20 protein-coding genes and 1 rRNA gene are annotated in these 20,218 nt (G+C 71.8%); 17 read left to right on the plus strand and 4 right to left on the minus strand.

The features are described from left to right. From rrf to ACZ4YL_RS39710, 9 genes are all read left to right on the plus strand, one after another. Positions 1–72 (plus strand): 5S ribosomal RNA (gene rrf, locus ACZ4YL_RS39670); the annotation flags it as partial. Between the two features lie 173 nt (positions 73–245). Then, positions 246–911, plus strand: a complete 666-nt coding sequence (locus tag ACZ4YL_RS39675) for an HAD family hydrolase (RefSeq protein WP_468123232.1) — start codon at positions 246–248, stop codon at positions 909–911. A 43-nt stretch (positions 912–954) separates the two neighbouring features. Continuing rightward, entirely contained in the window at positions 955–2,181 is a 1,227-nt protein-coding gene (locus ACZ4YL_RS39680; protein ID WP_468123233.1) for an MFS transporter, read from the plus strand. After that, positions 2,153–3,301, plus strand: a complete 1,149-nt coding sequence (locus ACZ4YL_RS39685; RefSeq protein WP_468123296.1) for an acetoin utilization protein AcuC — start codon at positions 2,153–2,155, stop codon at positions 3,299–3,301. Before ACZ4YL_RS39680 ends, ACZ4YL_RS39685 begins: the two co-directional genes overlap by 29 nt. 107 nt (positions 3,302–3,408) lie before the next feature. Next, on the plus strand, positions 3,409–4,239 hold the full coding sequence (locus tag ACZ4YL_RS39690) for a phosphatase (protein WP_373038724.1): 831 nt from the start codon (positions 3,409–3,411) through the stop codon (positions 4,237–4,239). Positions 4,240–4,353: 114 nt separating this feature from the next. Continuing rightward, complete coding sequence (locus tag ACZ4YL_RS39695; protein WP_008738568.1) at positions 4,354–4,563, plus strand: helix-turn-helix domain-containing protein; 210 nt, start codon at positions 4,354–4,356, stop codon at positions 4,561–4,563. 142 nt (positions 4,564–4,705) lie between these two features. After that, positions 4,706–4,804: a 30S ribosomal protein bS22 gene (locus ACZ4YL_RS39700; protein WP_003948845.1), complete on the plus strand. Its 99-nt coding sequence runs from the start codon at positions 4,706–4,708 to the stop codon at positions 4,802–4,804. A gap of 95 nt (positions 4,805–4,899) precedes the next feature. Beyond that, the gene (locus ACZ4YL_RS39705) at positions 4,900–5,985 is read left to right on the plus strand and encodes an NAD-dependent epimerase/dehydratase family protein (protein ID WP_468123235.1); all 1,086 of its coding nucleotides are present in this window, start codon (positions 4,900–4,902) and stop codon (positions 5,983–5,985) included. Continuing rightward, the gene (locus ACZ4YL_RS39710; RefSeq protein ID WP_468123237.1) at positions 5,985–6,965 is read left to right on the plus strand and encodes a lysophospholipid acyltransferase family protein; all 981 of its coding nucleotides are present in this window, start codon (positions 5,985–5,987) and stop codon (positions 6,963–6,965) included. Before ACZ4YL_RS39705 ends, ACZ4YL_RS39710 begins: the two co-directional genes overlap by 1 nt. Positions 6,966–7,044: 79 nt before the next feature. Here ACZ4YL_RS39710 and ACZ4YL_RS39715 read toward each other — a convergent pair whose 3' ends face one another. From ACZ4YL_RS39715 to ACZ4YL_RS39725, 3 genes are all read right to left on the minus strand, one after another. Then, the gene (locus ACZ4YL_RS39715; RefSeq protein WP_468123238.1) at positions 7,045–8,256 is read right to left on the minus strand and encodes a DUF5667 domain-containing protein; all 1,212 of its coding nucleotides are present in this window, start codon (positions 8,254–8,256) and stop codon (positions 7,045–7,047) included. A 228-nt stretch (positions 8,257–8,484) separates the two neighbouring features. Then, positions 8,485–9,300, minus strand: a complete 816-nt coding sequence (locus ACZ4YL_RS39720) for an ECF subfamily RNA polymerase sigma factor, BldN family (RefSeq protein WP_030757828.1) — start codon at positions 9,298–9,300, stop codon at positions 8,485–8,487. A 360-nt stretch (positions 9,301–9,660) separates the two neighbouring features. Then, a complete protein-coding gene (locus tag ACZ4YL_RS39725; protein WP_468123240.1) occupies positions 9,661–10,635 on the minus strand; it encodes an HAD family hydrolase in 975 nt (324 codons plus the stop codon). A 98-nt stretch (positions 10,636–10,733) separates the two neighbouring features. Here ACZ4YL_RS39725 and ACZ4YL_RS39730 point away from each other — a divergent pair, with 98 nt between their 5' ends. The 5 genes from ACZ4YL_RS39730 to ACZ4YL_RS39750 all read left to right on the plus strand — a co-directional run bounded on the left by ACZ4YL_RS39730 (position 10,734) and on the right by ACZ4YL_RS39750 (position 16,481). Then, the gene (locus tag ACZ4YL_RS39730) at positions 10,734–11,021 is read left to right on the plus strand and encodes a glutaredoxin family protein (RefSeq protein WP_314247780.1); all 288 of its coding nucleotides are present in this window, start codon (positions 10,734–10,736) and stop codon (positions 11,019–11,021) included. A 273-nt stretch (positions 11,022–11,294) separates the two neighbouring features. Then, positions 11,295–12,101 (plus strand): redox-sensing transcriptional repressor Rex, encoded by an 807-nt coding sequence (locus ACZ4YL_RS39735; RefSeq protein ID WP_468123242.1) that lies wholly within the window; start codon positions 11,295–11,297, stop codon positions 12,099–12,101. Further along, the gene (locus ACZ4YL_RS39740; protein WP_468123244.1) at positions 12,098–13,852 is read left to right on the plus strand and encodes a glutamyl-tRNA reductase; all 1,755 of its coding nucleotides are present in this window, start codon (positions 12,098–12,100) and stop codon (positions 13,850–13,852) included. The genes ACZ4YL_RS39735 and ACZ4YL_RS39740 overlap by 4 nt, the downstream gene beginning before the upstream one ends. Then, positions 13,849–14,817 carry a hydroxymethylbilane synthase gene (gene hemC, locus ACZ4YL_RS39745; protein ID WP_301368100.1) on the plus strand — a complete coding sequence of 323 codons (969 nt, stop codon included), beginning with the start codon at positions 13,849–13,851 and terminating at the stop codon, positions 14,815–14,817. Before ACZ4YL_RS39740 ends, hemC begins: the two co-directional genes overlap by 4 nt. Continuing rightward, complete coding sequence (locus ACZ4YL_RS39750) at positions 14,814–16,481, plus strand: bifunctional uroporphyrinogen-III C-methyltransferase/uroporphyrinogen-III synthase (protein ID WP_161288883.1); 1,668 nt, start codon at positions 14,814–14,816, stop codon at positions 16,479–16,481. The genes hemC and ACZ4YL_RS39750 overlap by 4 nt, the downstream gene beginning before the upstream one ends. A gap of 110 nt (positions 16,482–16,591) precedes the next feature. Here the strand turns inward: ACZ4YL_RS39750 and ACZ4YL_RS39755 are convergent, their stop codons facing one another. Next, positions 16,592–17,542, minus strand: a complete 951-nt coding sequence (locus tag ACZ4YL_RS39755) for a GlxA family transcriptional regulator (RefSeq protein WP_373038161.1) — start codon at positions 17,540–17,542, stop codon at positions 16,592–16,594. A 98-nt stretch (positions 17,543–17,640) separates the two neighbouring features. On the opposite strand from ACZ4YL_RS39755, the gene ACZ4YL_RS39760 reads away from it, so the two are divergent. The 3 genes from ACZ4YL_RS39760 (at position 17,641) to ACZ4YL_RS39770 (ending at position 20,172) form a co-directional block, all read left to right on the plus strand. Then, positions 17,641–18,702, plus strand: a complete 1,062-nt coding sequence (locus ACZ4YL_RS39760; protein WP_468123246.1) for a saccharopine dehydrogenase family protein — start codon at positions 17,641–17,643, stop codon at positions 18,700–18,702. Positions 18,703–18,799: 97 nt separating this feature from the next. Further along, a complete protein-coding gene (gene hemB / locus ACZ4YL_RS39765; RefSeq protein ID WP_468123248.1) occupies positions 18,800–19,801 on the plus strand; it encodes a porphobilinogen synthase in 1,002 nt (333 codons plus the stop codon). Positions 19,802–19,899: 98 nt separating this feature from the next. Then, positions 19,900–20,172 (plus strand): DUF1876 domain-containing protein, encoded by a 273-nt coding sequence (locus tag ACZ4YL_RS39770; RefSeq protein ID WP_030722627.1) that lies wholly within the window; start codon positions 19,900–19,902, stop codon positions 20,170–20,172. Positions 20,173–20,218 lie beyond the last annotated feature (46 nt).

The raw sequence follows: 20,218 nt of genomic DNA on the forward strand, positions 1-20,218 counted from the left end.
CCGGAAGCTAAGCCTTTCAGCGCCGATGGTACTGCAGGGGGGACCCTGTGGGAGAGTAGGACGCCGCCGAACAATCATTGCGGAAGCCCCGCACCTTATGGTGCGGGGCTTTTCTGCGTTCTGGGGTCGGTGACCGTGCTCGCGGCCTTCCGTCTGTCGTCCGAATGGCCGCAGCAGCCCGGTGACGCGTCGTCGGCGGCCCGGCGAGACGGGCCCTACGTCCCTTTAGTTCGTACTGTGGGGGTATGGGCTACGACCTCGTCATCTTCGACAACGACGGCGTGCTGGTGGACAGCGAGCCGCTCGCCAACAGCATCCTCGCCGGGTACCTGACCGAGCTGGGGCACCCGACCACCTACGAGGAGTCGGTCCGCGACTACATGGGGGCCGCCGTGCACCGGGTGCACGACCTCGTCGTCGAGCGGACCGGGCAGCAGCTGCCGGCCGACTTCGACGAGACCCTGTACGCGCGGACCGTCGCCGCGTTCGAGCAGGAGCTGAAGCCCGTCCCCGGCGTGGAGGAGGTGCTGGGGGCGCTGACCGCGCAAGGGGTCGGGTACTGCCTGGCCTCCTCCGGGAGTCACGACCGGATCCGGGCCGGGCATCGGGTGGCCGGGCTCGACGGGTGGTTCGAGGAGGAGTGGATCTTCAGTGCGCAGGACGTGGGCCAGGGGAAGCCGGCCCCGGATCTGTACCTGCACGCGGCGCGGCAGATGGGCGTGGAGCCCGCCCGCTGTGTGGTCGTCGAGGACAGTCCGCTCGGCATCCAGGCCGCCGTCGCCGCGGGCATGGACGTGTTCGCGTTCACGGCGATGCTGCCCGCCGACCAGCTCGCCGGGGCCACCGGGCACTTCGGTGACATGAAGCAGCTCACCGGAATGCTCGGGCTGGAGGCCGGACTGGGTATGTGATCTCTCTACCCACGGGTAGCCCGTGGCCCTACGCTGACCCGCCATGACGGATGATGTGCGGCTGCGGCGCGGCCGCGGCGCTCTGGGGTTCAGTTTCTTCGTGCAAGGCGTCGCCTTCGCGCTGCTCGTGACGCGGATCCCGGCCATCCAGGACCGGTACGGGATATCCGACGGCCTGCTGCCCGCCTTCCTCGCGGCCGTGCCGGTCCTCGCGGGGGCGTCGAGCGTGGCCACCGAGCACCTGGTGAAGCGGGTGGCGCCCAGCGCCGTACTGCGATGGGCGCAGCCGCTGGTGCTGCTGTCCCTGCTGGGCGTCGGAGCCGGCGGCCAGATGTGGCACGTGGCGGTGGCGCTGGGGGCGTTCGGGCTGTCGGTGGGTGCGCTGGACGCCTCGATGAACATGCTCGGGGTCAGCCTGCAGCGGGCGTACGGGCGGAGCATCATGCTCGGCTTCCACGCCGCGTACAGCCTCGGCGGGATCCTGGGGGCTTCGGCCGCGTGGGCGGGGGCGCACTGGGAGCTGAACCTCTTCGTCAGCTATCTGCCGGCCGTGGTCGTGCTGTTGCCGCTGGCGCTGCTGGGGAGCCGGCGCTACGTCGACGGGACGGCGGGCCAGGGGGAGACCGGCGGGAAGGGACTGGGGACCGGCGGCTTCAAGCTGCTGCTGCCGCTCTGCCTGGTGATGGCGTGCGCGTACATCGGGGATTCCACGGTGGCGAACTGGAGTGCCAAGTACCTCCAGGACGTGCTCGGGAGCTCGGAGCAGATGGCGACCGTCCCCTACAACGTGTACATGGTGACCACCCTCGTGGGGCGGGCCGTCGGGGACCTGGGCGTGCGGCGCTTCGGGGCGGCGGCCGTGGTGCGGGCCGGGACGCTGGTGGCGGCCGCCGGGTTCGCCGTGGTGGCGGCGGCGCCGGGGGCGTGGGTGGGGATGCTCGGCTTCACGCTGCTGGGGATCGGGCTGTGCGTGATCGTGCCGCAGACCTTCGCCGCCGCGGGACGCCTGTTCCCGGGTGCGTCCGACACGGCCGTGGCGCGGCTCAACATCTTCAACTACGTCGGCTTCCTGATCGGGTCTCCGCTCGTCGGTGCGGTCGGCGACGCCTGGAGCTACCGGGGCGCGATGCTGGTGCCGATGGCGCTGGTCCTGGTGACACTCTTCCAAGCCCGCTCGTTCGGCTCCGAGGGCGCCCGATACGGTGTCCGGCATGAGCGGCGAGCCGGTGACCGGGCTGTTGATGTGGGACGAGGCGGTAACGAGGTATGACTTCGGACCGAGCCATCCGATGGACCCGGTGCGCCTGGCGCTGACCATGGGCCTGGTGCGTGCCTTCGGGCTGGACCGGGCGATGGAGGTACGGGCGGCGCCCGCGGCCGGGGATTCGACGCTGCGGCTGGTCCATCGGGAGGACTACGTCGCCGCGGTGCGCGAGGTGTCCGCCGACCCGGGGGTCGCGGACGGTTCGTACGGGCTGGGGACCCTGGACGATCCTGCCTTCCACGGGATGCACGAGGCCTCCGCGCTGATCGCCGGGCAGTCCGTGGCGGGCGCGGAGGCGCTCTGGCACGGTGAGGCAGAGCACGCGGTGAACTTCGCCGGCGGGCTGCACCACGCCATGCCGGGCGGGGCGGCCGGCTTCTGCGTCTACAACGACGCTTCGCTGGCGGTGGCGCGGCTGCTGGAGCTGGGGGCCGAGCGGGTCGCGTACGTGGACGTGGACGTGCACCACGGGGACGGTGTGCAGGCGGCCTTCTGGGACGACCCGCGGGTGCTGACCATCTCGATGCACGAGCATCCGCGGACGCTGTTCCCGCAGACCGGCTGGCCCGAGGAGACCGGCGGTCCGGGGGCGGAGGGGTCGGCGGTGAACATCGCGCTGCCCGCCGGTACCGGGGACGCGGGCTGGCTGCGGGCCTTCCACGCGGTCGTGCCGGAGCTGCTGGCGGACTTCCGGCCGCAGGTGCTGGTGACCCAGCACGGGGCCGATACGCACTTCGAGGACCCGCTGGCGCACCTGGCGGTCTCGCTGGACGCGCAGCGGGCCGTCCAGGAGGCCTGTCACCGGCTCGCGCACGAGTACGCGGACGGGCGGTGGCTGGCGCTGGGCGGGGGTGGGTACGCGGTGGTGGACGTCGTTCCGCGGTCGTGGACGCATCTGGTGGGGATCGCCGCGCACCGGCCGGTGGATCCCGAGTCGGCGGTGCCCGCTTCCTGGCGGGACGAGGTGTACGCGCGGACGCGGCAGCTGGCGCCGGCCCGGATGACGGACGGGCGGACCCCGTCGTGGCCGGATTGGGATGCGGGCTACGACCCGGCGGACCGGACGGATCAGGCCGTTCTGGCCACGCGTCGGGCGGTGTTCCCGCTGCGCGGCATGCTGACCTGAGCGTGCGGCCGGAACTGCGGCGGCGAAGTTGATGCATCGTTACGCCAACTGTGGGGCTGTTCGGTGGAATTGATGAACCGCCAGATGCGTTGGGGCAGCATCGGAGGGTGTTGAGCACCGGCGCGCTGCGTGCGCATCTGCTGGCCGCCCGGTTGGCCGGGCCCGTCGCCACCTCCCGGGAGGAGAGCCTGCGCAGTTACCGGCTGTTCGCGGCGCGGGATCCGCGGGTGATGCTGGGGCTGGATCCGGAGTGGGCGTGGGGCGAGGGTGATCTGCTGAGGCTGATGGCGGACAAGTGCGGGGTCTCGGCGGATCCGGCGCACGTCAGTGGGCCGGACGTGATCGATCCGGAGCGGACGGTGGCCGCGCTGGAGGCCTTCGCGGGGCGGCTGTGCGAGGCGGCGAGGGCGCGGTCGCCGGTGTTGTTCGGGACGGGCCATCCGCATCGACTCCTGGGCTTCTACGCCGGTTTGGCGGAGGCTTTGTCGGCGGCGGGATGTGTTGTCCTCACTCCGGCGCAGGGGGTGAGTGTCGACATGGCGACCCGGTTCGGCGTACGCACGTACAGCATCGAATACGTACGGGGGGTCGCACTGGTGCGGGAACCCGGCGTGCGGGTGCCGGGGAGTGCGACCGGCGTGCACACCCATTCGCCGCTGCCGGTCCGGGTGGCGCTGGGGGCTCTGGCGGAGGCCGGCGGGCCGCTGCCGGAGTTGGTGGTGGGGGACCACGGGTGGGTCTGCGGTGCAGGTCAGCTCGGTGTGGAGGCCATCGGGCTGGCGGATACGGATGATCCCGCGCTGTTCGTCGGGGAGGCCGAGGGGCGGGTCTCGGTGGCCGTTCCACTTGATGACGCGGTGCGAGCGGACTACTACCGACCGCTCACGCGGTACGTGCTCGGCCGTGCGAGTCTGACGGGGCGGCAGGAGTGGCCGTAGCTCCTCTTCCCCACTCGTATCACGCGCCCCTACTCTGGGGAGTGAGCGTGCGACGACGAGGAGTAACCGGAGGGGAAGCCGGTGCCCGTCATGCGCGGAAGGTCAAGGTGTGTCATGGCTGCTGGCGAGAGGCCTCTCAGTGAGGTTCAGTTCCTGACCGTGGCGGAGGTCGCCTCGGTGATGCGAGTGTCGAAGATGACCGTGTACCGGTTGGTGCACAACGGTCATCTGCCCGCAATCCGGGTGGGCCGGTCCTTCCGGGTCCCCGAGAACGCGGTCCACGAGTACCTCCGAGAGTCCTATGTGGGGGTGGAGTCGGCCTGAGACTGAGGCTCGGGACGCCCCTGGCTACGACGCGGAAGCGCTCGGATTACAAGCTCAGAGCTCGGGCGGGTAGGCTAGGCCGACGTAGGTCGTGTGGGCCCAGACGCCCCGCACCAGTGAAGAGAAGTGAGCGAGGGTAGTCGTGGGCTCTGTTATCAAGAAGCGGCGCAAGCGGATGGCTAAGAAGAAGCACCGCAAGCTGCTCAAGCGCACCCGCGTCCAGCGCCGTAACAAGAAGTAAACGGCAGCTGTACGTGTTCTCCGCAGCCCCTCCACCATCCTGGTGGAGGGGCTGCGGTGCAGCCGGGGGACTTCTTCGAGGGAGGCGCTGAGCTCGTGGGGAAGGTCGTACTCGTCACCGGGGCTGCCCGGCAGTTGGGCGGCCGCTTCGTGCGCCGGATCCAGCGTGACCCGGACGTCGAGCGGGTGATCGCGGTGGACGCGGTGACACCGCCGCACCGGCTCGGATCGGCGGAGTTCGTCCGTACGGACATCAGACAGTCGGCGATCGCCAGAGTGCTGGCCGAGCACGCCGTGGACACGGTGGTCCACCTTGCGGTCACCGGAGGCAGTGCGGGAACGGGCGGTGCGCACAGCACCGTCAAGGAAACGAACGTCATCGGCACCATGCAGCTCCTCGGGGCCTGCCAGAAGTCGCCGACGGTACGACGGCTCGTGGTGAAGTCCAGTACCAGCGTCTACGGCGGCACCCCCCGGGATCCGGCCGTCTTCACCGAGACCACGGAGCCGAAATCCCTCCCGGCGGGCGGCTTCGCCAAGGACGCCGCCGAGGTCGAGGGCTATGTACGGGGCTTCGCGCGCAGACGGCCGGACGTCGCGGTGTGCGTCCTGCGGTTCGCGAACATCCTGGGGCCCTTCGCGGACTCGGCGCTCGCCGAGTACTTCTCGATCCCGGTGATGCCGACCGTGCTGGGGTACGACCCGCGGCTGCAGTTCGTCCACGAGGACGACGTCCTCGAAGTGCTGCGGCTGGCGGCGCGCGAGCCCAGGCGCGGGACCCTGAACAGCGGGACGTTCAACATCGCGGGTGACGGCGTACTGCTGCTGTCGCAGTGCTCGCGGCGGCTCGGGCGGCCCACGCTGCCGCTGCTGCTGCCCGCGTTGAACTGGGTGGGCGCCGCGCTGCGGGCGGTCGGGGCCAGCGACTTCTCGCCGGAGCAGATAAGGCTGCTCACCCATGGCCGGGTCGTGGAGACCACGCAGATGCGTGAGGTGCTCGGCTTCGATCCGCTCTACACGACCGCTGAGACCTTCGCGGACTTCGCACGGAGCCGGGGGACCGGGCTGCTGCCGCCGGAGCGGGTCGGACGGGTCGTGGACCGGGTGGCGGCCATGCTGGACGCAGACGGGCTCGACGGGCTCAAGGACGACGCCTACGCGGCTGAAGGAGCGAAGCGATAGTGGCGGACGCCAAGGTCATTCCGTTCGACGAGGACCGGCCGCGGCGGCGGATCCCCCGCCGGGTGCGGGCGGTGCCCGCCGCCGAGCCGGTGGTGGAGCCGCCGGCGGTTCCGGAGCCGGCGCCTGCAGCGGCGCCCGGCGACAGCTGGGACCGCCGGATCGCCGGCGGGCTGGCGTTCCTGCGGCGGCGGGTCACCGGGGACTACGAGGTCGACGACTTCGGCTACGACAAGGAACTGACGGACCAGGTCCTGATGTCCCTGATGCGGCCGCTGTACGACAAGTACTTCCGGGTCGAGGTCAAGGGCATCGAGAACATCCCGGCGGAGGGCGGTGCGCTGATCGTGGCGAACCACTCCGGGACGCTGCCCCTCGACGGGCTGATGCTGCAGGTCGCCGTGCACGACCACCACCCGGCCGAGCGGCACCTGCGGCTGCTGGCGGCGGACCTGGTGTTCATGCTGCCGGTGGTCAACGAGCTGGCCCGCAAGGCGGGGCACACCCTGGCGTGCGCGGAGGACGCGCAGCGGCTGCTGGAGGCCGGGGAGCTGGTCGGTGTGATGCCGGAGGGCTTCAAGGGGATAGGGAAGCCGTTCGGGGACCGGTACAAGCTGCAGCGGTTCGGGCGCGGCGGGTTCGTGTCGACGGCGCTGCGGGCGGGGACGCCGATCGTGCCGTGCTCGATCGTGGGGGCGGAGGAGATCTACCCCATGGTCGGCAACGCGAAGACGCTGGCGCGGCTGCTGGGGGTCCCGTACTTCCCGATCACGCCGACGTTCCCGTGGCTGGGGCCGCTGGGTGCGGTGCCGTTGCCGACGAAGTGGACGATCCAGTTCGGGGAGCCGATCCCGACGGACGGGTACGCCGCGGAGGCGGCGGAGGACCCGATGCTGATGTTCAACCTCACGGACCAGGTGCGGGAGCAGATCCAGCACACGCTCTACAAGCTGCTGGTGCAGCGGCGGTCCGTGTTCTTCTGACGCACGGTCGGCGGAAGAACCGAAGGGCGGATGGGCCGAAGGGAAGGGCGGGGCTGCCGAGGCAGCCCCGCCCTTCCTGTTACTCGGCGTCCTCCGCGCCCAGGCCCAGGCCCGGGAGGAGTCCCGGGAGCAGGGGCGGGATGGTGATGTCCGGCTTCGGGTTCTCCGGGGTGCCCGAGGGGGGCGGGGCCGACTGTCCCGCAGGCGGGTTGAGCAGGTCGCCCGTACCGCCGAGGAGGCCGCCGGCGGGGGGCCGGGAGCTGCCCGAGGGGGACGGCGCCGCGGGGCTGCCGGACGGCGTGCCGGCGGCCGGGGCGGACGGGTGGCCGCCGCCACTGGGGGTGCCGCCCGGCTTGGCGGACGAGCCCGGTGTGCCTCCGGTGCCGCGGGTCTGCTCCGGTGGCTTGGGGAGCAGGCTCTGCAGCGGCGCCACGTCTTCGTCTATGGCCTGGAAGACCGACTCCACCTCACCGCCCACGTCCGTGAGCTGCGCCGGGAGTTTCTCGCGGAGCTTGCCCCAGGCGTCGCGGTGGGAGCGGGAGAACGACGACAGCTTCTGGATCGGGCCGAGCGAGCCGTCCCGTTCGTACGCGGCCTGGAGGAGGCGGTGGCCTTCCTCCGCGTCGTGCTTCACACCCGCCAGGGCGCGGCGGATGGCGCCCAGGGACTCGTGGTCCAGGTCGCCCAGCCGGCCTCGTTCCATCAGCCGGCGGGCTTCCGACAGACGGTTCGAGGCCTGGTCGAGATAGAGCTCGCCCCGGTCCGAGTCGTCGTCGGCCATCCCCAGCTTCAGGTCCTCCATGCCCCGCTTCACGGGGTAGAGGTGGTCACCGGGCAGGGCGTCGGTGCTGGCAGCGGCCACTCCGCTGAAGGCCCCGGCGGCCACACCCACGGTGAGGCCGCCCGCTGCGATGCCCTTGGACCAGCGGGAGCGGGGCCGCAATTTCCGGAGCGGGGTCGCCCGGTGGGCGCCGCGGCCGGTCCGCTGTTCGGGCACCTGAGGGTCCGAGGCGGCACCTCCCCCGGCCCTCTCCTCCAGCACCATGGTCTCCATGGCGGCAATGAGCTGGGCTCGTTGCACCACTTTGACCTCGGGGTCCAGCACTGGGCGCGGCATTCTTTCGCCGAGCACGCTCGCCAGGGCCAACAGCCGGTCGTGGTCGGCAGGTTCGGCAGGTGCCTCGGACTGCTCGGCCGCCGAGTCCGGATCCGGAAGATCGGACAGGGTCCGATCCTCCAGGGCCTGGGCGAAGGCGTTCGCCCGCCGGTGCGGGGTCACGTTCGCGATCACTGGCGGCACCTCCTCTCGTCATGACGATCGACTCCCCAAGGTGTCCGGAAGGTTGCCTTCCTTGAGCGCATCCACACTTTCGAGTGAGCGGCTTCGGGCAAAGCGTGTCCACAGGGAGCCTGCATTCCGCACAACGAGCGTCGCGGCACTTGGGTTACGGACGAAGGATGATCTGACCACAGCGTCATCGAGGCGTCACCGAATGTGAGGTTGTGTGGTGTCGGAGGGTCAGCGGGCGTCTTCGGGGAGGAGACGGGCCAGGGTGCGCACCGCCCGGTACTGGAGCGTCTTGATGGCGCCCTCGTTCTTCCCCATCACCCGGGCCGTCTCGGCGACCGAGAGGCCCTGCAGGAAGCGCAGGGTCACGCACTCCTGCTGCTGCGGATTGAGCTTGCGCACGGCCTCCAGCAGGGCCGCGTTGGAGAGGGACTCCAGGACGGAGTCCTCGGGGCTGCGCTCGACCTCGTTCGCGTCGAGCATCTCGCCGGTGGTGACCTCCAGCCGGAACCGGCTGGACTTGAAGTGGTCCGCCACCAGGTTGCGGGCGATCGTCACGAGCCAGGCGCCGAAGTCGCGGCCCTGCCAGGTGAAGGTGGAGATCCGGCGCAGCGCGCGCAGGAACGTCTCGCTGGTGAGGTCCTCCGCGGTCGCCTTACCGCCGACGCGGTAGTAGATGTACCGGTAGACCGTGTCGCTGTACTGGTCGTAGAGGCGGCCGAAGGCCTCGGCCTCGCCCGCCTGGGCGCGTTCGACCAGGTCCATCATGCGGGCCTGGTCGCTGTCCGCCGTGGGGCGGCGGTGGGTGGTGGCCTGGGTGCCGGTGCCGGCGGCGTTCGAGCCGCCGGCGGCGCGACCTCGTCTGCCCACCGTCGCGCCGCCGTCGGTCAGGGCATAGCAAGGACCGGCCGGGCCGAAGCCGGCAGGGACTGCGGCGGCGAAGGCGGGGACGGCGTACGCGGTGGGGACGAAGCCGCGCAGGTGGTCGAGGACCGTTGCGCGCAGCTGAGCCAGGCCCGAGGCGTCAACCCCGACAGGTGGGTACACGGGACTCCCAGAGGCAGAGCTTCCATCACGTGCAGTGCGGGACCGTTCACCCGTCGTGGCGACAGATGGCCGGTGGCATGCGTTTGAGGAGAATAACGCTTCGTACAGGCAGCACTACACCCAGTTGCACAAATCACCGGTTCCGACACTTCCGTTGCGTGTCGAGGGCATATTCGGTCGCAGTTGGTGATCGATTCTTGATCACTTGGGTACGCGGAATGGACGCTTCCAAGGGGTCCCGCGACCGAGTCGGGCATGCCGGAGTGCCGCGCCGGGGGCGCGGGTAGAGGTGAGCGAATGCCCGGGTCCGGGCCGTGGTCCGGGCGGGCCCGGGGCGCGTGGGCCCCGGGCCTGGCGTTGTTACTTGCGGCGGCGGTGCAGGGCGATGGCCGCGGCCGCGCCGCCGGCGATCGCGCCGACGCCGGCGGCCGCCGGGACGCCGACCTTCACGGCCTTGCGGCCGGTCCGATAGTCGCGCAGCCGCCAGTCGTTGGTACGGGCATGCTTGCGCAGTTTTGTATCGGGATTGATCGCGTACGGATGTCCGACCAGTGACAGCATCGGGATGTCGTTGTGCGAATCGCTGTACGCGGCGCAGTGTTCGAGGTCGAGCCCCTCGGCGGCGGCCAGGGCGCGGACCGCCTCCGCCTTCGCGGGGCCGTGCAGGGGCTCGCCGACCAGGCGGCCCGTGTAGATCCCGTCGACGGACTCGGCGACGGTGCCCAGGGCCCCGGTCAGGCCGAGGCGGCGGGCGATGATTGTGGCCGTCTCCACGGGGGCGGCCGTGACCAGCCACACCTTCTGGCCGGCGTCGAGGTGGGCCTGCGCCAGGGCGCGGGTGCCCGGCCAGATCCGCTCGGCCATGTACTCGTCGTAGATCTCCTCGCCGATCGCCATCAGCTCGGAGACCTTGTGCCCCTTGACGATGGACAGGGCGCTGTCGCGGGCGTCCTGCATGTGCTCGGGGTCCTCGACCCCGGCGAGCCGGAACCAGGCCTGCTGCCAGGCGAAGCGGGCGAGCTCGCGGCGCCGGAAGAACTCGCGCTTGTAGAGGCCGCGGCCGAAGTGGAAGATCGCGGCGCCCTGCATGACGGTGTTGTCGAGGTCGAAGAAGGCGGCGGCGAGATCGTCGCCCGCGACCGGGAAGACGGGCTCGTCCGGGGTCTGCTCCGGGCCCTCTTCGGCGAGGGCTTCCGGTTCCGTTTCGGGTTCGGTGAATGCTGGGGCCTCGGCCAGAGCGGTCTTGCGGGCGGCCTCGGCCGAGGCCTCGCCCGCCAGCACGCTGCGTGCGGTGGCGGAGCGCCGACGAGGGGGGAGCCATCCGAGAGCGGCCATGACGCGAGCATAGCCACTGTGTTCGGGAGTTCCCGAACCGATGGGATGCGGAGGTGTGAACTCTTCGGGGCGCTGCTGTTACGTGAGGGCGCGGGAGAATGGGTGGCATGAGCCCTTTGTTGCGCCGTAAGGAAAAGAAGCAGCCCGGCGAGCGGACGGTGACGCTCATCGGGAAGCCGGGGTGTCACCTGTGCGACGAGGCGGAGGAGGTGGTCGCGAAGGTGTGCGCCGAGACGGGTGCGCAGTGGGAGAAGAAGGACATCTCGCAGGACGAGGAGCTCTACCGGCTGCACTGGGAGCAGATTCCGGTGGTGCTGGTGGACGGCGAGCAGCACACCTTCTGGAGGGTGAACCCCGACCGGCTCCGGCGGGCATTGGGGGCCTGACCCTCTTCCCGGTTACCATCATGGGCGATTTATGGGGTCTCGGGGGCGTATCTGTGAGGAGTGTGCACGGTTTTGCCCCCTTTGGGATTTGAACGGGTTCGACGTGCCGATGGTTCCGGCTTTACGTGCCGGAGTCGCGTGACCCCGGTCACTTTGGTCGGACAAAGCGGACACAATCTTTGTGCACGCGTTCACAAAGGCATAGCCTGCTGTCGACGGGGCGGTCCTGGGACAAGTGGCCGCCTGCAGCCCCGCTCATCCCGCAGGAGCATCGTGGCAACTGGCCGAACTCACCGACCGGCGACGCGCAGCCGAGGTATTCCCGAGGCCACTGTCGCCCGGCTTCCGCTGTACTTGCGTGCCCTCACCGCGCTCTCCGAGCGATCGGTGCCCACGGTGTCCTCCGAGGAGCTCGCAGCCGCCGCCGGAGTCAACTCCGCGAAGCTGCGCAAGGACTTCTCGTACCTCGGTTCCTACGGGACCCGCGGCGTCGGCTACGACGTCGAGTACCTCGTCTACCAGATCTCCCGCGAACTCGGCCTGACCCAGGACTGGCCGGTCGTCATCGTCGGCATCGGTAACCTCGGCGCCGCCCTCGCCAACTACGGCGGCTTCGCGTCGCGCGGGTTCCGTGTGGCCGCGCTGATCGACGCCGACCCGGCGATGGCCGGCAAGCCGGTCGCCGGCATGCCCGTCCAGCACACCGATGATCTGGAGAAGATCATCGAGGAGAACGGCGTCTCAATCGGTGTCATCGCGACGCCCGCCGGTGCGGCCCAGCAGGTCAGCGAGCGGCTGATCGCGGCCGGTGTCACCTCCATCCTGAACTTCGCGCCCACCGTGCTGTCCGTGCCCGAGGGCGTGGACGTGCGCAAGGTCGACCTCTCCATCGAGCTCCAGATCCTCGCCTTCCACGAGCAGCGCAAGGCCGGTGAGGAAGCGGCCGCCTCCGCCGCCGGCGGCTCCTCCGTGGGCGGCGCCGCCCCCGCCGCGGCCGTGGTGCCGCCGGCCGGGCGGACCGCCGCCGAGCAGCGCAAGGGCGGGCCCGAGGGTGACGTCCCGGCGGTGATGCCGGCATGAGTCTGCTCGTCGTAGGGCTGAGCCACCGCAGCGCACCCGTGAGCGTGCTGGAGCGGGCCTCGCTGTCCGCCGATGCCAAGGTGAAGCTGCTGCACGACACCCTCGCCGCCGAACCGGCGACCGAGGCGACCGTGCTGGCCACCTGCAACCGGATCGAGCTGTACGCGGACGTGGACAAGTTCCACGCCGGTGTCGCCGAGCTGTCCACGCTGCTCGCGCAGCACAGCGGCGTCGCGCTGGAGGAGCTCACCCCCTACCTGTACGTGCACTACGAGGACCGGGCGGTGCACCACCTGTTCTCGGTGGCGTGCGGCCTGGACTCGATGGTCGTGGGCGAGGGGCAGATCCTCGGCCAGATCAAGGACGCGCTGGCGCTGGGGCAGGAGCTCCACACCGCCGGGCGGCTGATCAACGACCTGTTCCAGCAGGCGCTGCGGGTCGGCAAGCGGGCGCACTCCGAGACCGGGATCGACCGGGCCGGCCAGTCGCTGGTGACCTTCGGGCTGGAGCAGCTCGCCGTGCGGACGCCGGTGGCCGAGTGGGCCGCGGGCAAGCGCGCGCTGGTCATCGGCGCCGGGTCGATGTCCTCGCTGGCCGCGGCCACGCTGGCGCGGGTCGGGGTCGCCGAGATCGTCGTGGCGAACCGGACCGCCGACCGGGCGGAGCGGCTTGCGGAGATTCTGGTTGCCTCGGGCACCGGGGTCGCGGCGGTGGCCGTGCCGATGGCGCGCGTCGCCGATGAGCTGACACGAGTCGACATGGTCGTGTCCTGCACCGGGGCTACCGGGCTCGTGCTGACCGCCGATGACGTGCTCGCCGCCGTCTCCTGGGGCGCCGGTGGGCTCGCGCCGGCGGAGCAGGACGAGGCCGGGGCTGCGCCCCAGGCCTCCCAGGGGCTCCGCCCCCGGATCCCCGCGCCTCAAACTCCCCCAGCTACCGCTGGGAGGTACCCCCTGGCGGGGCCGGAGTTGGCGGGGCAGGATGCCGAGGTGCTGGCCCGGCTGGTTGCCGCTGCCCGGGACGGAGGACGGCTGGCCGATGCCGGGGCCGTGCGGACCATTGCCGGTGCCGTCGAGGCCGACGGGTGTCCCGTCGGGCCGGACGGGCGCTCCGCGCTGACCGGGGTCGACGCGAACTCGCTCGAACTGCACGGGACCTGGGCCGACCAGGGCGAGGCCGCCGCGCAGCGGCAGCCCCGCAAGGGCGCCCGCAGCCAGGTCGACGCGGCGCCCGTACGACTGGCCCTGCTGGACCTGGCCATGCCGCGCGACATCGACGCCGCCGTGCACCGGATCCCCGGGGTGCGGCTCGTCGACATCGAAAGCCTGGCCGAGGCGTCCGCCGACGCCCCGATGGCGGCCGACGTCGACGCCGTACGCGGGATAGTCGCCCAGGAAGTGGCGGCCTTCGGGGCGGCGCAGCGGGCCGCGCACATCACGCCCACCGTCGTCGCCCTGCGCGCCATGGCCGCCGAGGTCGTGGCCATGGAAGTGGCGCGGCTCGACGGGCGCGTGCCCGACCTCGACGAACGGCAGCGCGCCGAGGTGACCCAGACCGTACGCCGCGTCGTGGACAAGCTCCTCCACGCGCCGACCGTGCGCGTCAAGCAGCTCGCGAGCGAGCCCGGCGGCGCCGGGTACGCGGAAGCGCTGCGCGAACTCTTCGACCTCGACCCTCAGACGGTTGCTTCCGTCAGCCGGGCGGACGCGGCCGATCCGATGAACGACGACGACCCAGGACGGGCATCATGAACACACGTCCCGACCAGCCGCTGCGGCTCGGTACGCGGCGGAGCAAGCTGGCCATGTCCCAGTCGGGGCACGTCGCCGACGCGGTACGGGCCGTCACCGGCCGGGCCGTCGAGCTCGTGGAGATCACGACCTACGGCGACGTCTCGCGCGAGCACCTCTCGCAGATCGGCGGGACGGGCGTGTTCGTCACCGCCCTGCGCGACGCGCTGCTGCGCGGAGAGGTCGACTTCGCCGTGCACTCGCTGAAGGACCTGCCGACCGCGCAGCCCGACGACCTCGTGATCGCGGCCATGCCGCGCCGCGAGGACGCGCGGGACGCGCTCGTCGCCCGGGACGGTCTGACCTTCGAGCAGCTGCCCGACGGTGCCCGGATCGGTACCGGCTCGCCGCGGCGCACCGCCCAGCTCAACCACCTGGCGCTGTCGCTCGGCAAGCGGATCGAGACGGTGCCCATCCGCGGCAACGTCGACACCCGGATCGGCTTCGTCCACGACGGTGAGCTCGACGCGGTCGTCCTGGCGGCCGCCGGTCTGAACCGGATCGGGCGCGGTGACGAAGCGACCGACCTGCTGTCCGTCGACAGCGTCCTGCCGGCGCCCGGCCAGGGTGCCCTGGCCGTGGAGTGCCTCGCGTCCGATACGGACCTCGTCGCCGCGCTCGGTGTACTCGACGACCCGCACACCCGGGCCGCCGTGACCGCCGAGCGTTCCCTGCTCGCCACCCTGGAGGCAGGCTGCAGCGCACCCGTGGGCGCGTTCGCCGACCTTCTGGCGGACGGGGAGATTGTCAATGAAATGCGCCTGCGCGGCGTCGTCGGAACCCTCGACGGCACCACGCTGGTGCAGCTGTCCACCACCGGTCCCGTGCCCCAGTCGTATGACGAGGCCATGGCGCTCGGCCGCGAACTCGCGGACGAGATGCTGGCCAAGGGCGCGGCCGGTCTGATGGGGGAGCGATCGCTTTGAACCCCTCAATTCCGACCACCTCCGCCTATCCGGCCGTCGCCGCCCACGGACGCGTCACCTTCCTCGGTGCCGGCCCGGGCGACCCGGGTCTGCTGACACTGCGCGCCGTTGAGGCGCTCGCCGCCGCGGACGTACTGATCGCGGAGCCCGAGGTGCTTGAGGTCGTACGGACTCATGCGCGGGCGAACGTCGACACGCCGCAGCTGACGATTGCTGATGAAGTGTCAGCGGCCGCCGGGGTCCCGGTGATCCGGGACGCGGCCAATCTTGTCATGGAGGCCGCACGCTCCGGCAGGCGGGTCGTGCGTGCCGTCACGGGCGACCCCGGGCTCGACGGCAACGCCGCCGAGGAGATGCTCGTCTGCGCCACCGCCGGCATCCCCTTCGAGGTGGTGCCCGGTGTCGCGACCGCGGTGGGCGTGCCCGCGTACGCCGGTGTCCCGCTGCGCGACAAGCAGGGCGCGGACGTGCGGTTCGTCGACGCGAAGACGGCCTCGGCGCGCTGCTGGAGCGAGGTGGGCGCGAGCGACGGCATCCTCGTCGTGTCCGCGACGCTGGAGACGGTCTCGGCGGCCGCCGCCGAGCTGGTGAGCGCCGGGCGCAAGCCCGACACCCCGCTGACCGTGACCGTCGCCGGTACCACCACGCGGCAGCGGACCTGGTGCGCGACGCTGGGCACCATCGCCCAGGTGTTCAAGCAGGGCAAGGTGCTCCCCTCGCCCGAGGGCGCCCGGCCCGTCATAGCCGTGGTCGGTGAGCACAGCGCCGCCGCGCGGCGCGAGGACCTGTCCTGGTTCGAGTCGAAGCCGCTGTTCGGCTGGCGGGTGCTCGTGCCTCGTACCAAGGAGCAGGCCGCTTCGCTCTCCGACCAGCTGCGTTCGTACGGCGCGGTGCCCCACGAGGTGCCGACCATCGCCGTGGAGCCGCCGCGCACCCCGCAGCAGATGGAGCGTGCGGTGAAGGGCCTGGTGACGGGCCGCTACGAGTGGATCGCCTTCACCTCGGTCAACGCAGTGAAGGCCGTCCGGGAGAAGTTCGAGGAGTACGGGCTCGACGCGCGCGCCTTCGCGGGCATCAAGGTCGCCGCGGTGGGCGAGCAGACCGCCGCCGCGCTCGTGGAGTTCGGCGTGAAGCCGGACCTGGTGCCCAGCGGTGAGCAGTCCGCGGCCGGACTGCTGGAGGACTGGCCGCCGTACGACCCGGTCTTCGACCCGATCGACCGCGTGTTCCTGCCGCGGGCCGACATCGCGACCGAGACGCTGGTCGCCGGGCTGATCGAGCTCGGGTGGGAGGTCGACGACGTCACCGCCTACCGGACGGTGCGCGCGTCGCCGCCGCCGGCGGACACGCGCGAGGCGATCAAGGGCGGCGGCTTCGACGCCGTTCTCTTCACGTCCTCGTCCACCGTCCGCAACCTGGTCGGGATCGCCGGGAAGCCGCACAACGTGACCGTCATCGCCTGTATCGGGCCGGCGACGGCCAAGACGGCGGAGGAGCACGGGCTGCGCGTGGACGTCCTGTCCCCGGAGCCGTCCGTGTCGAAGCTGGCGGAGGCCCTCGCCGAGTACGGTGCGGCGCGCCGCGAGGCGGCCAAGGAGGCCGGCGAGACGGTGTTCCGGCCGAGCGAGCGGCGGCCGGGGGCGCGGCGGCGTCGTACGACGTGAGCGCCTTAGGCCCGGCCGGACTCCGGCCGACGGAACGGGTGAAGGGGCCCGGGTGCGGAGGGATTCCGCGCCCGGGCCCCTTCGTTCGTCCTCGGCGAGGGGTCCGGCCGTCAGGTGGGGTTCGCGCTGCGGAAGGCCCGCCGGTAGCTGTCGGGCGGGACGCCGACGACCCGCTTGAACTGGCGGCGCAGCGTCGTCGCCGTACCCATGCCGGTGGCGACGGCGACCGCCTCGACGGTCTCGTCGGTGGCCTCCAGCAACTCCTGTGCGCGGCGGACGCGCTGGGTCAGCAGCCATTGCAGCGGGGTCTGGCCGGTGACCGCCCGGAACTGCCGGCCCAGGTGGCGCGGGCTCGTACTGGCCCTGCGCGCCATGTCGGTGACGGTCAGCGGCCGGTCCAGCCGTTGCTGGGCCCAGGCGAGCAGCCCGGCGAGCTGGTGGTCGCCGCCCGTGACCTGCACCGGGGTGGCCACGAACTGCGCCTGGCCGCCGGGCCGGTGCGGCGCCATGACCAGACGGCGGGCGATGGAGTTGGCGACGGCGGCGCCGTGGTCGAGGTGGATGAGGTGCAGGCACAGGTCCACGGCGGCGGCTTTGCCCGCGGCCGTGAGCACGCTGCCGTTGTCCGTGTAGAGCACGTCCGGGTCGACCTCGGCCAGCGGGTGACGTGCGCTCAGCTCCGCGGCGTGCGCCCAGTGGGTGGTGGCCCGCCGCCCGTCCAGCAGGCCCGCGGCGCCGAGCACGAAGGCCCCGGTGCACAGGGAGGCGACCCGGGCGCCCGCCGCGTGGGCCGCGCGCACGGCGTCGACCAGCTCGGGCGGTGGCGGCTCGTCCACGTCGGCGCAGGCGGGCACGATCACGGTGTCGGCCCGGACCAGGCGCTCCAGGCCGTGGTCGGGCTCGACGGTGAACGGGCCGACGCGCACCGGACCGGGGCCGCAGAGCAGTACGTCGTACCAGCCCTGCGGAGCGTCGAGCGGGGGATTGCCGAAGATCTCGTAGGCCACCGCCAGCTCGAAGTGCAGCATGTGACCGGCGGCCGCCAGGGCGACAGTGGGCATGTCCGAAAGTGTACGGGTGATGTCGTTCCGGACCATCACGTTCGGGCACGGCCCGCCCCGAGACTGGGTTCACCAGGACGACGAGGACGGGGAGAGCGATGAGCACGGTGGGCAGCACGGACCGCAGGGCGGGTACGACCGGCGCGGTGGTGGTCTACGGGGCGACGGGACACACCGGTCGTTTCATCGTCGCCGAGCTGCGCAGGCGCGGCATCGCCACCGTCGTCTCCGGCCGCGACGAAGCCCGGTTGGAGGCGCTGGCGGGCGGGGGCGCGGACGTGCTCGTCCGCCCGGCCACCGTGGACGACCCGGCCTCCCTGGACCGGGCCCTCGCCGGAGCGGCGGCCGTCATCAACGCCGCCGGACCGTTCGCCGTGACGGGCGGCCCGGTCGTCGAGGCGGCCCTGCGCGCGGGGATCCCCTACGTCGACGTCGCGGCGGAGATCGAGGCGAACGCGGCGATGTTCGCCGACCACGCGGAAGCGGCCCGCAAGGCGGGGGTGCCCGTGGTGCCGGCCATGGCCTTCTACGGGGGCCTGGGCGACCTGCTGGCCGGCGCGGCCATGGGTGAGCGGACCGCGGCGGACGAGGTGCACATCGCGTACGGGCTGAGCAGCTGGCAGCCCACGGCGGGCACCAGGACGGCCGGCGCGGTGTCCCACGAGCGCCGCGGGGGCCGCCGGGTGCGGTTCACGGACGGCGCCCTGCAGTACCACGACGACCAGCTGCCGGAGCAGGACTGGGTCTTCCCCGAGCCGCTCGGCCGGCGGGCGGTGATCGCGGAGTTCACCATGGCCGATGTCGTCACCGTGCCCAGTCACGTGGCCGTGCCCGAGGTGCGTACGTACATGGCCGTGGAGGCCGCGCGGGACCTGGCCGGGGCGGACACGCCGGCGCCGGAGGCGGTCGACGACCTCGGGCGGTCCGACCAGACCTTCGTCGTCGACGTCCTGGTCCGCGCGGGCGGCGTCGAACGCCGCGCCACCGCACACGGCCAGGACATCTACGCGGTCACCGCGCCCCTGGCGGTGGAGGCCGTGGAGCGCATCCTGTCCGGGCGCACCCGGACGACGGGCGTGGCCTCGGCCGCCGCGATGTTCGACGCGCCGGACTTCCTGCGGGCGCTGGCCCCCTACCTGTCGGTGGAGCTGTCGCACTGACCGCAGGGCGGTCGACGGACGGGTGGAGCCCGGGAGCGGGGGGCCCGGGCTCTACCCTTGTGCGGACTGCTGTCGATGCTCGAAGAGGCGACTGAAGATGAGCGCGTACGGATCCTTCCCCGGTTCGCGGCCCCGCCGGCTGCGCACCACCCCGGCGATGCGGCGGATGGTCGCGGAGAACCGGCTGCACCCCTCGGACCTGATCCTCCCGGCCTTCGTCCGGGAGGGCATCAGCGAGCCCCTGGCGATCTCCGCGATGCCGGGCGTCGTGCAGCACACCCGGGACACGCTGCGGAAGGCCGCCGTGGAGGCGGTCGAGGCGGGGGTCGCCGGGATCATGCTGTTCGGTGTCCCGGCCGACGAGAACAAGGACGCGCTGGGCACGGCGGGCACCGAGCCGGACGGGATCCTGCAGGTCGCGATCCGCGACGTGAAGGCGGAGGTCGGCGACGACCTCGTCATCATGTCCGACTTGTGCCTGGACGAGTACACCGACCACGGCCACTGCGGTGTGCTGGACGAGCACGGGCGTGTCGACAACGACGCGACGCTGGAGCGCTACGCCGAGATGGCGCAGGTCCAGGCGGACGCGGGCGTCCACGTGGTCGGGCCGAGCGGGATGATGGACGGTCAGGTCGGCGTCATCCGTGACGCGCTGGACGAGACCGGGCACGAGGACGTCTCGATCCTCGCGTACACGGCGAAGTACACGTCCGCCTTCTACGGTCCCTTCCGCGAGGCCGTCGCCTCCTCGCTGCAGGGCGACCGCAAGACGTACCAGCAGGACCCGGCGAACTCCCGGGAGTCCCTGCGGGAGCTGGCCCTCGACCTGGAGGAGGGCGCGGACATGGTGATGGTCAAGCCGGCCGGTCCCTACCTCGACATCCTGTACCGGGTCGCGCAGGCGGTGGACGTTCCGGTGGCGGCGTACCAGATCAGCGGCGAGTTCGCGATGATCGAGGCGGCGGCGGAGAAGGGCTGGATCGAGCGCGACCGCGCCATCCTGGAGACCCTGCTGGGCATCAAGCGGGCGGGTGCCGACACGATCCTCACGTACTGGGCGACCGAGGTCGCGGGCTGGCTGCGCGAGACGCGCTGAGGGGCTCCCGCCCCCCCTCCCGCGAAGCCCCCGCCTCGCGCTCCTCTCCCCTCAGGCGCACCCTTGAGGGAAGGGTGACCCCCTGGAGGTGATGCACCATGGCCACGCTCGTCGGGTGGCATGTGGAGCTCGAATTCACCGAGGAGGGCCACCGCACCAGTGCGGCGGCCCTGGTAAGACTCGGGGACGGCTCCGAGATCAAGGCGCGGGGCTATGCCTTGCGTCATCCCTCCGACCCGGAGCAGCTGAGGGTCGGGGAAGAGATCGCGGGCGCTCGTGCGCTCATGGATCTCGCGTCGCAGATGTTGCAGAAGGCCCACGCCGAGATCGACGAGGCCACGGGCCGCCATTCCTACCCGCTCAATAGCTGAGCGGCAGGCTCACAGGCCCGCTGAGGGGCTCCGACCGGAGCCCGTC

The organism is Streptomyces sp. NPDC030021, from assembly GCF_055574035.1.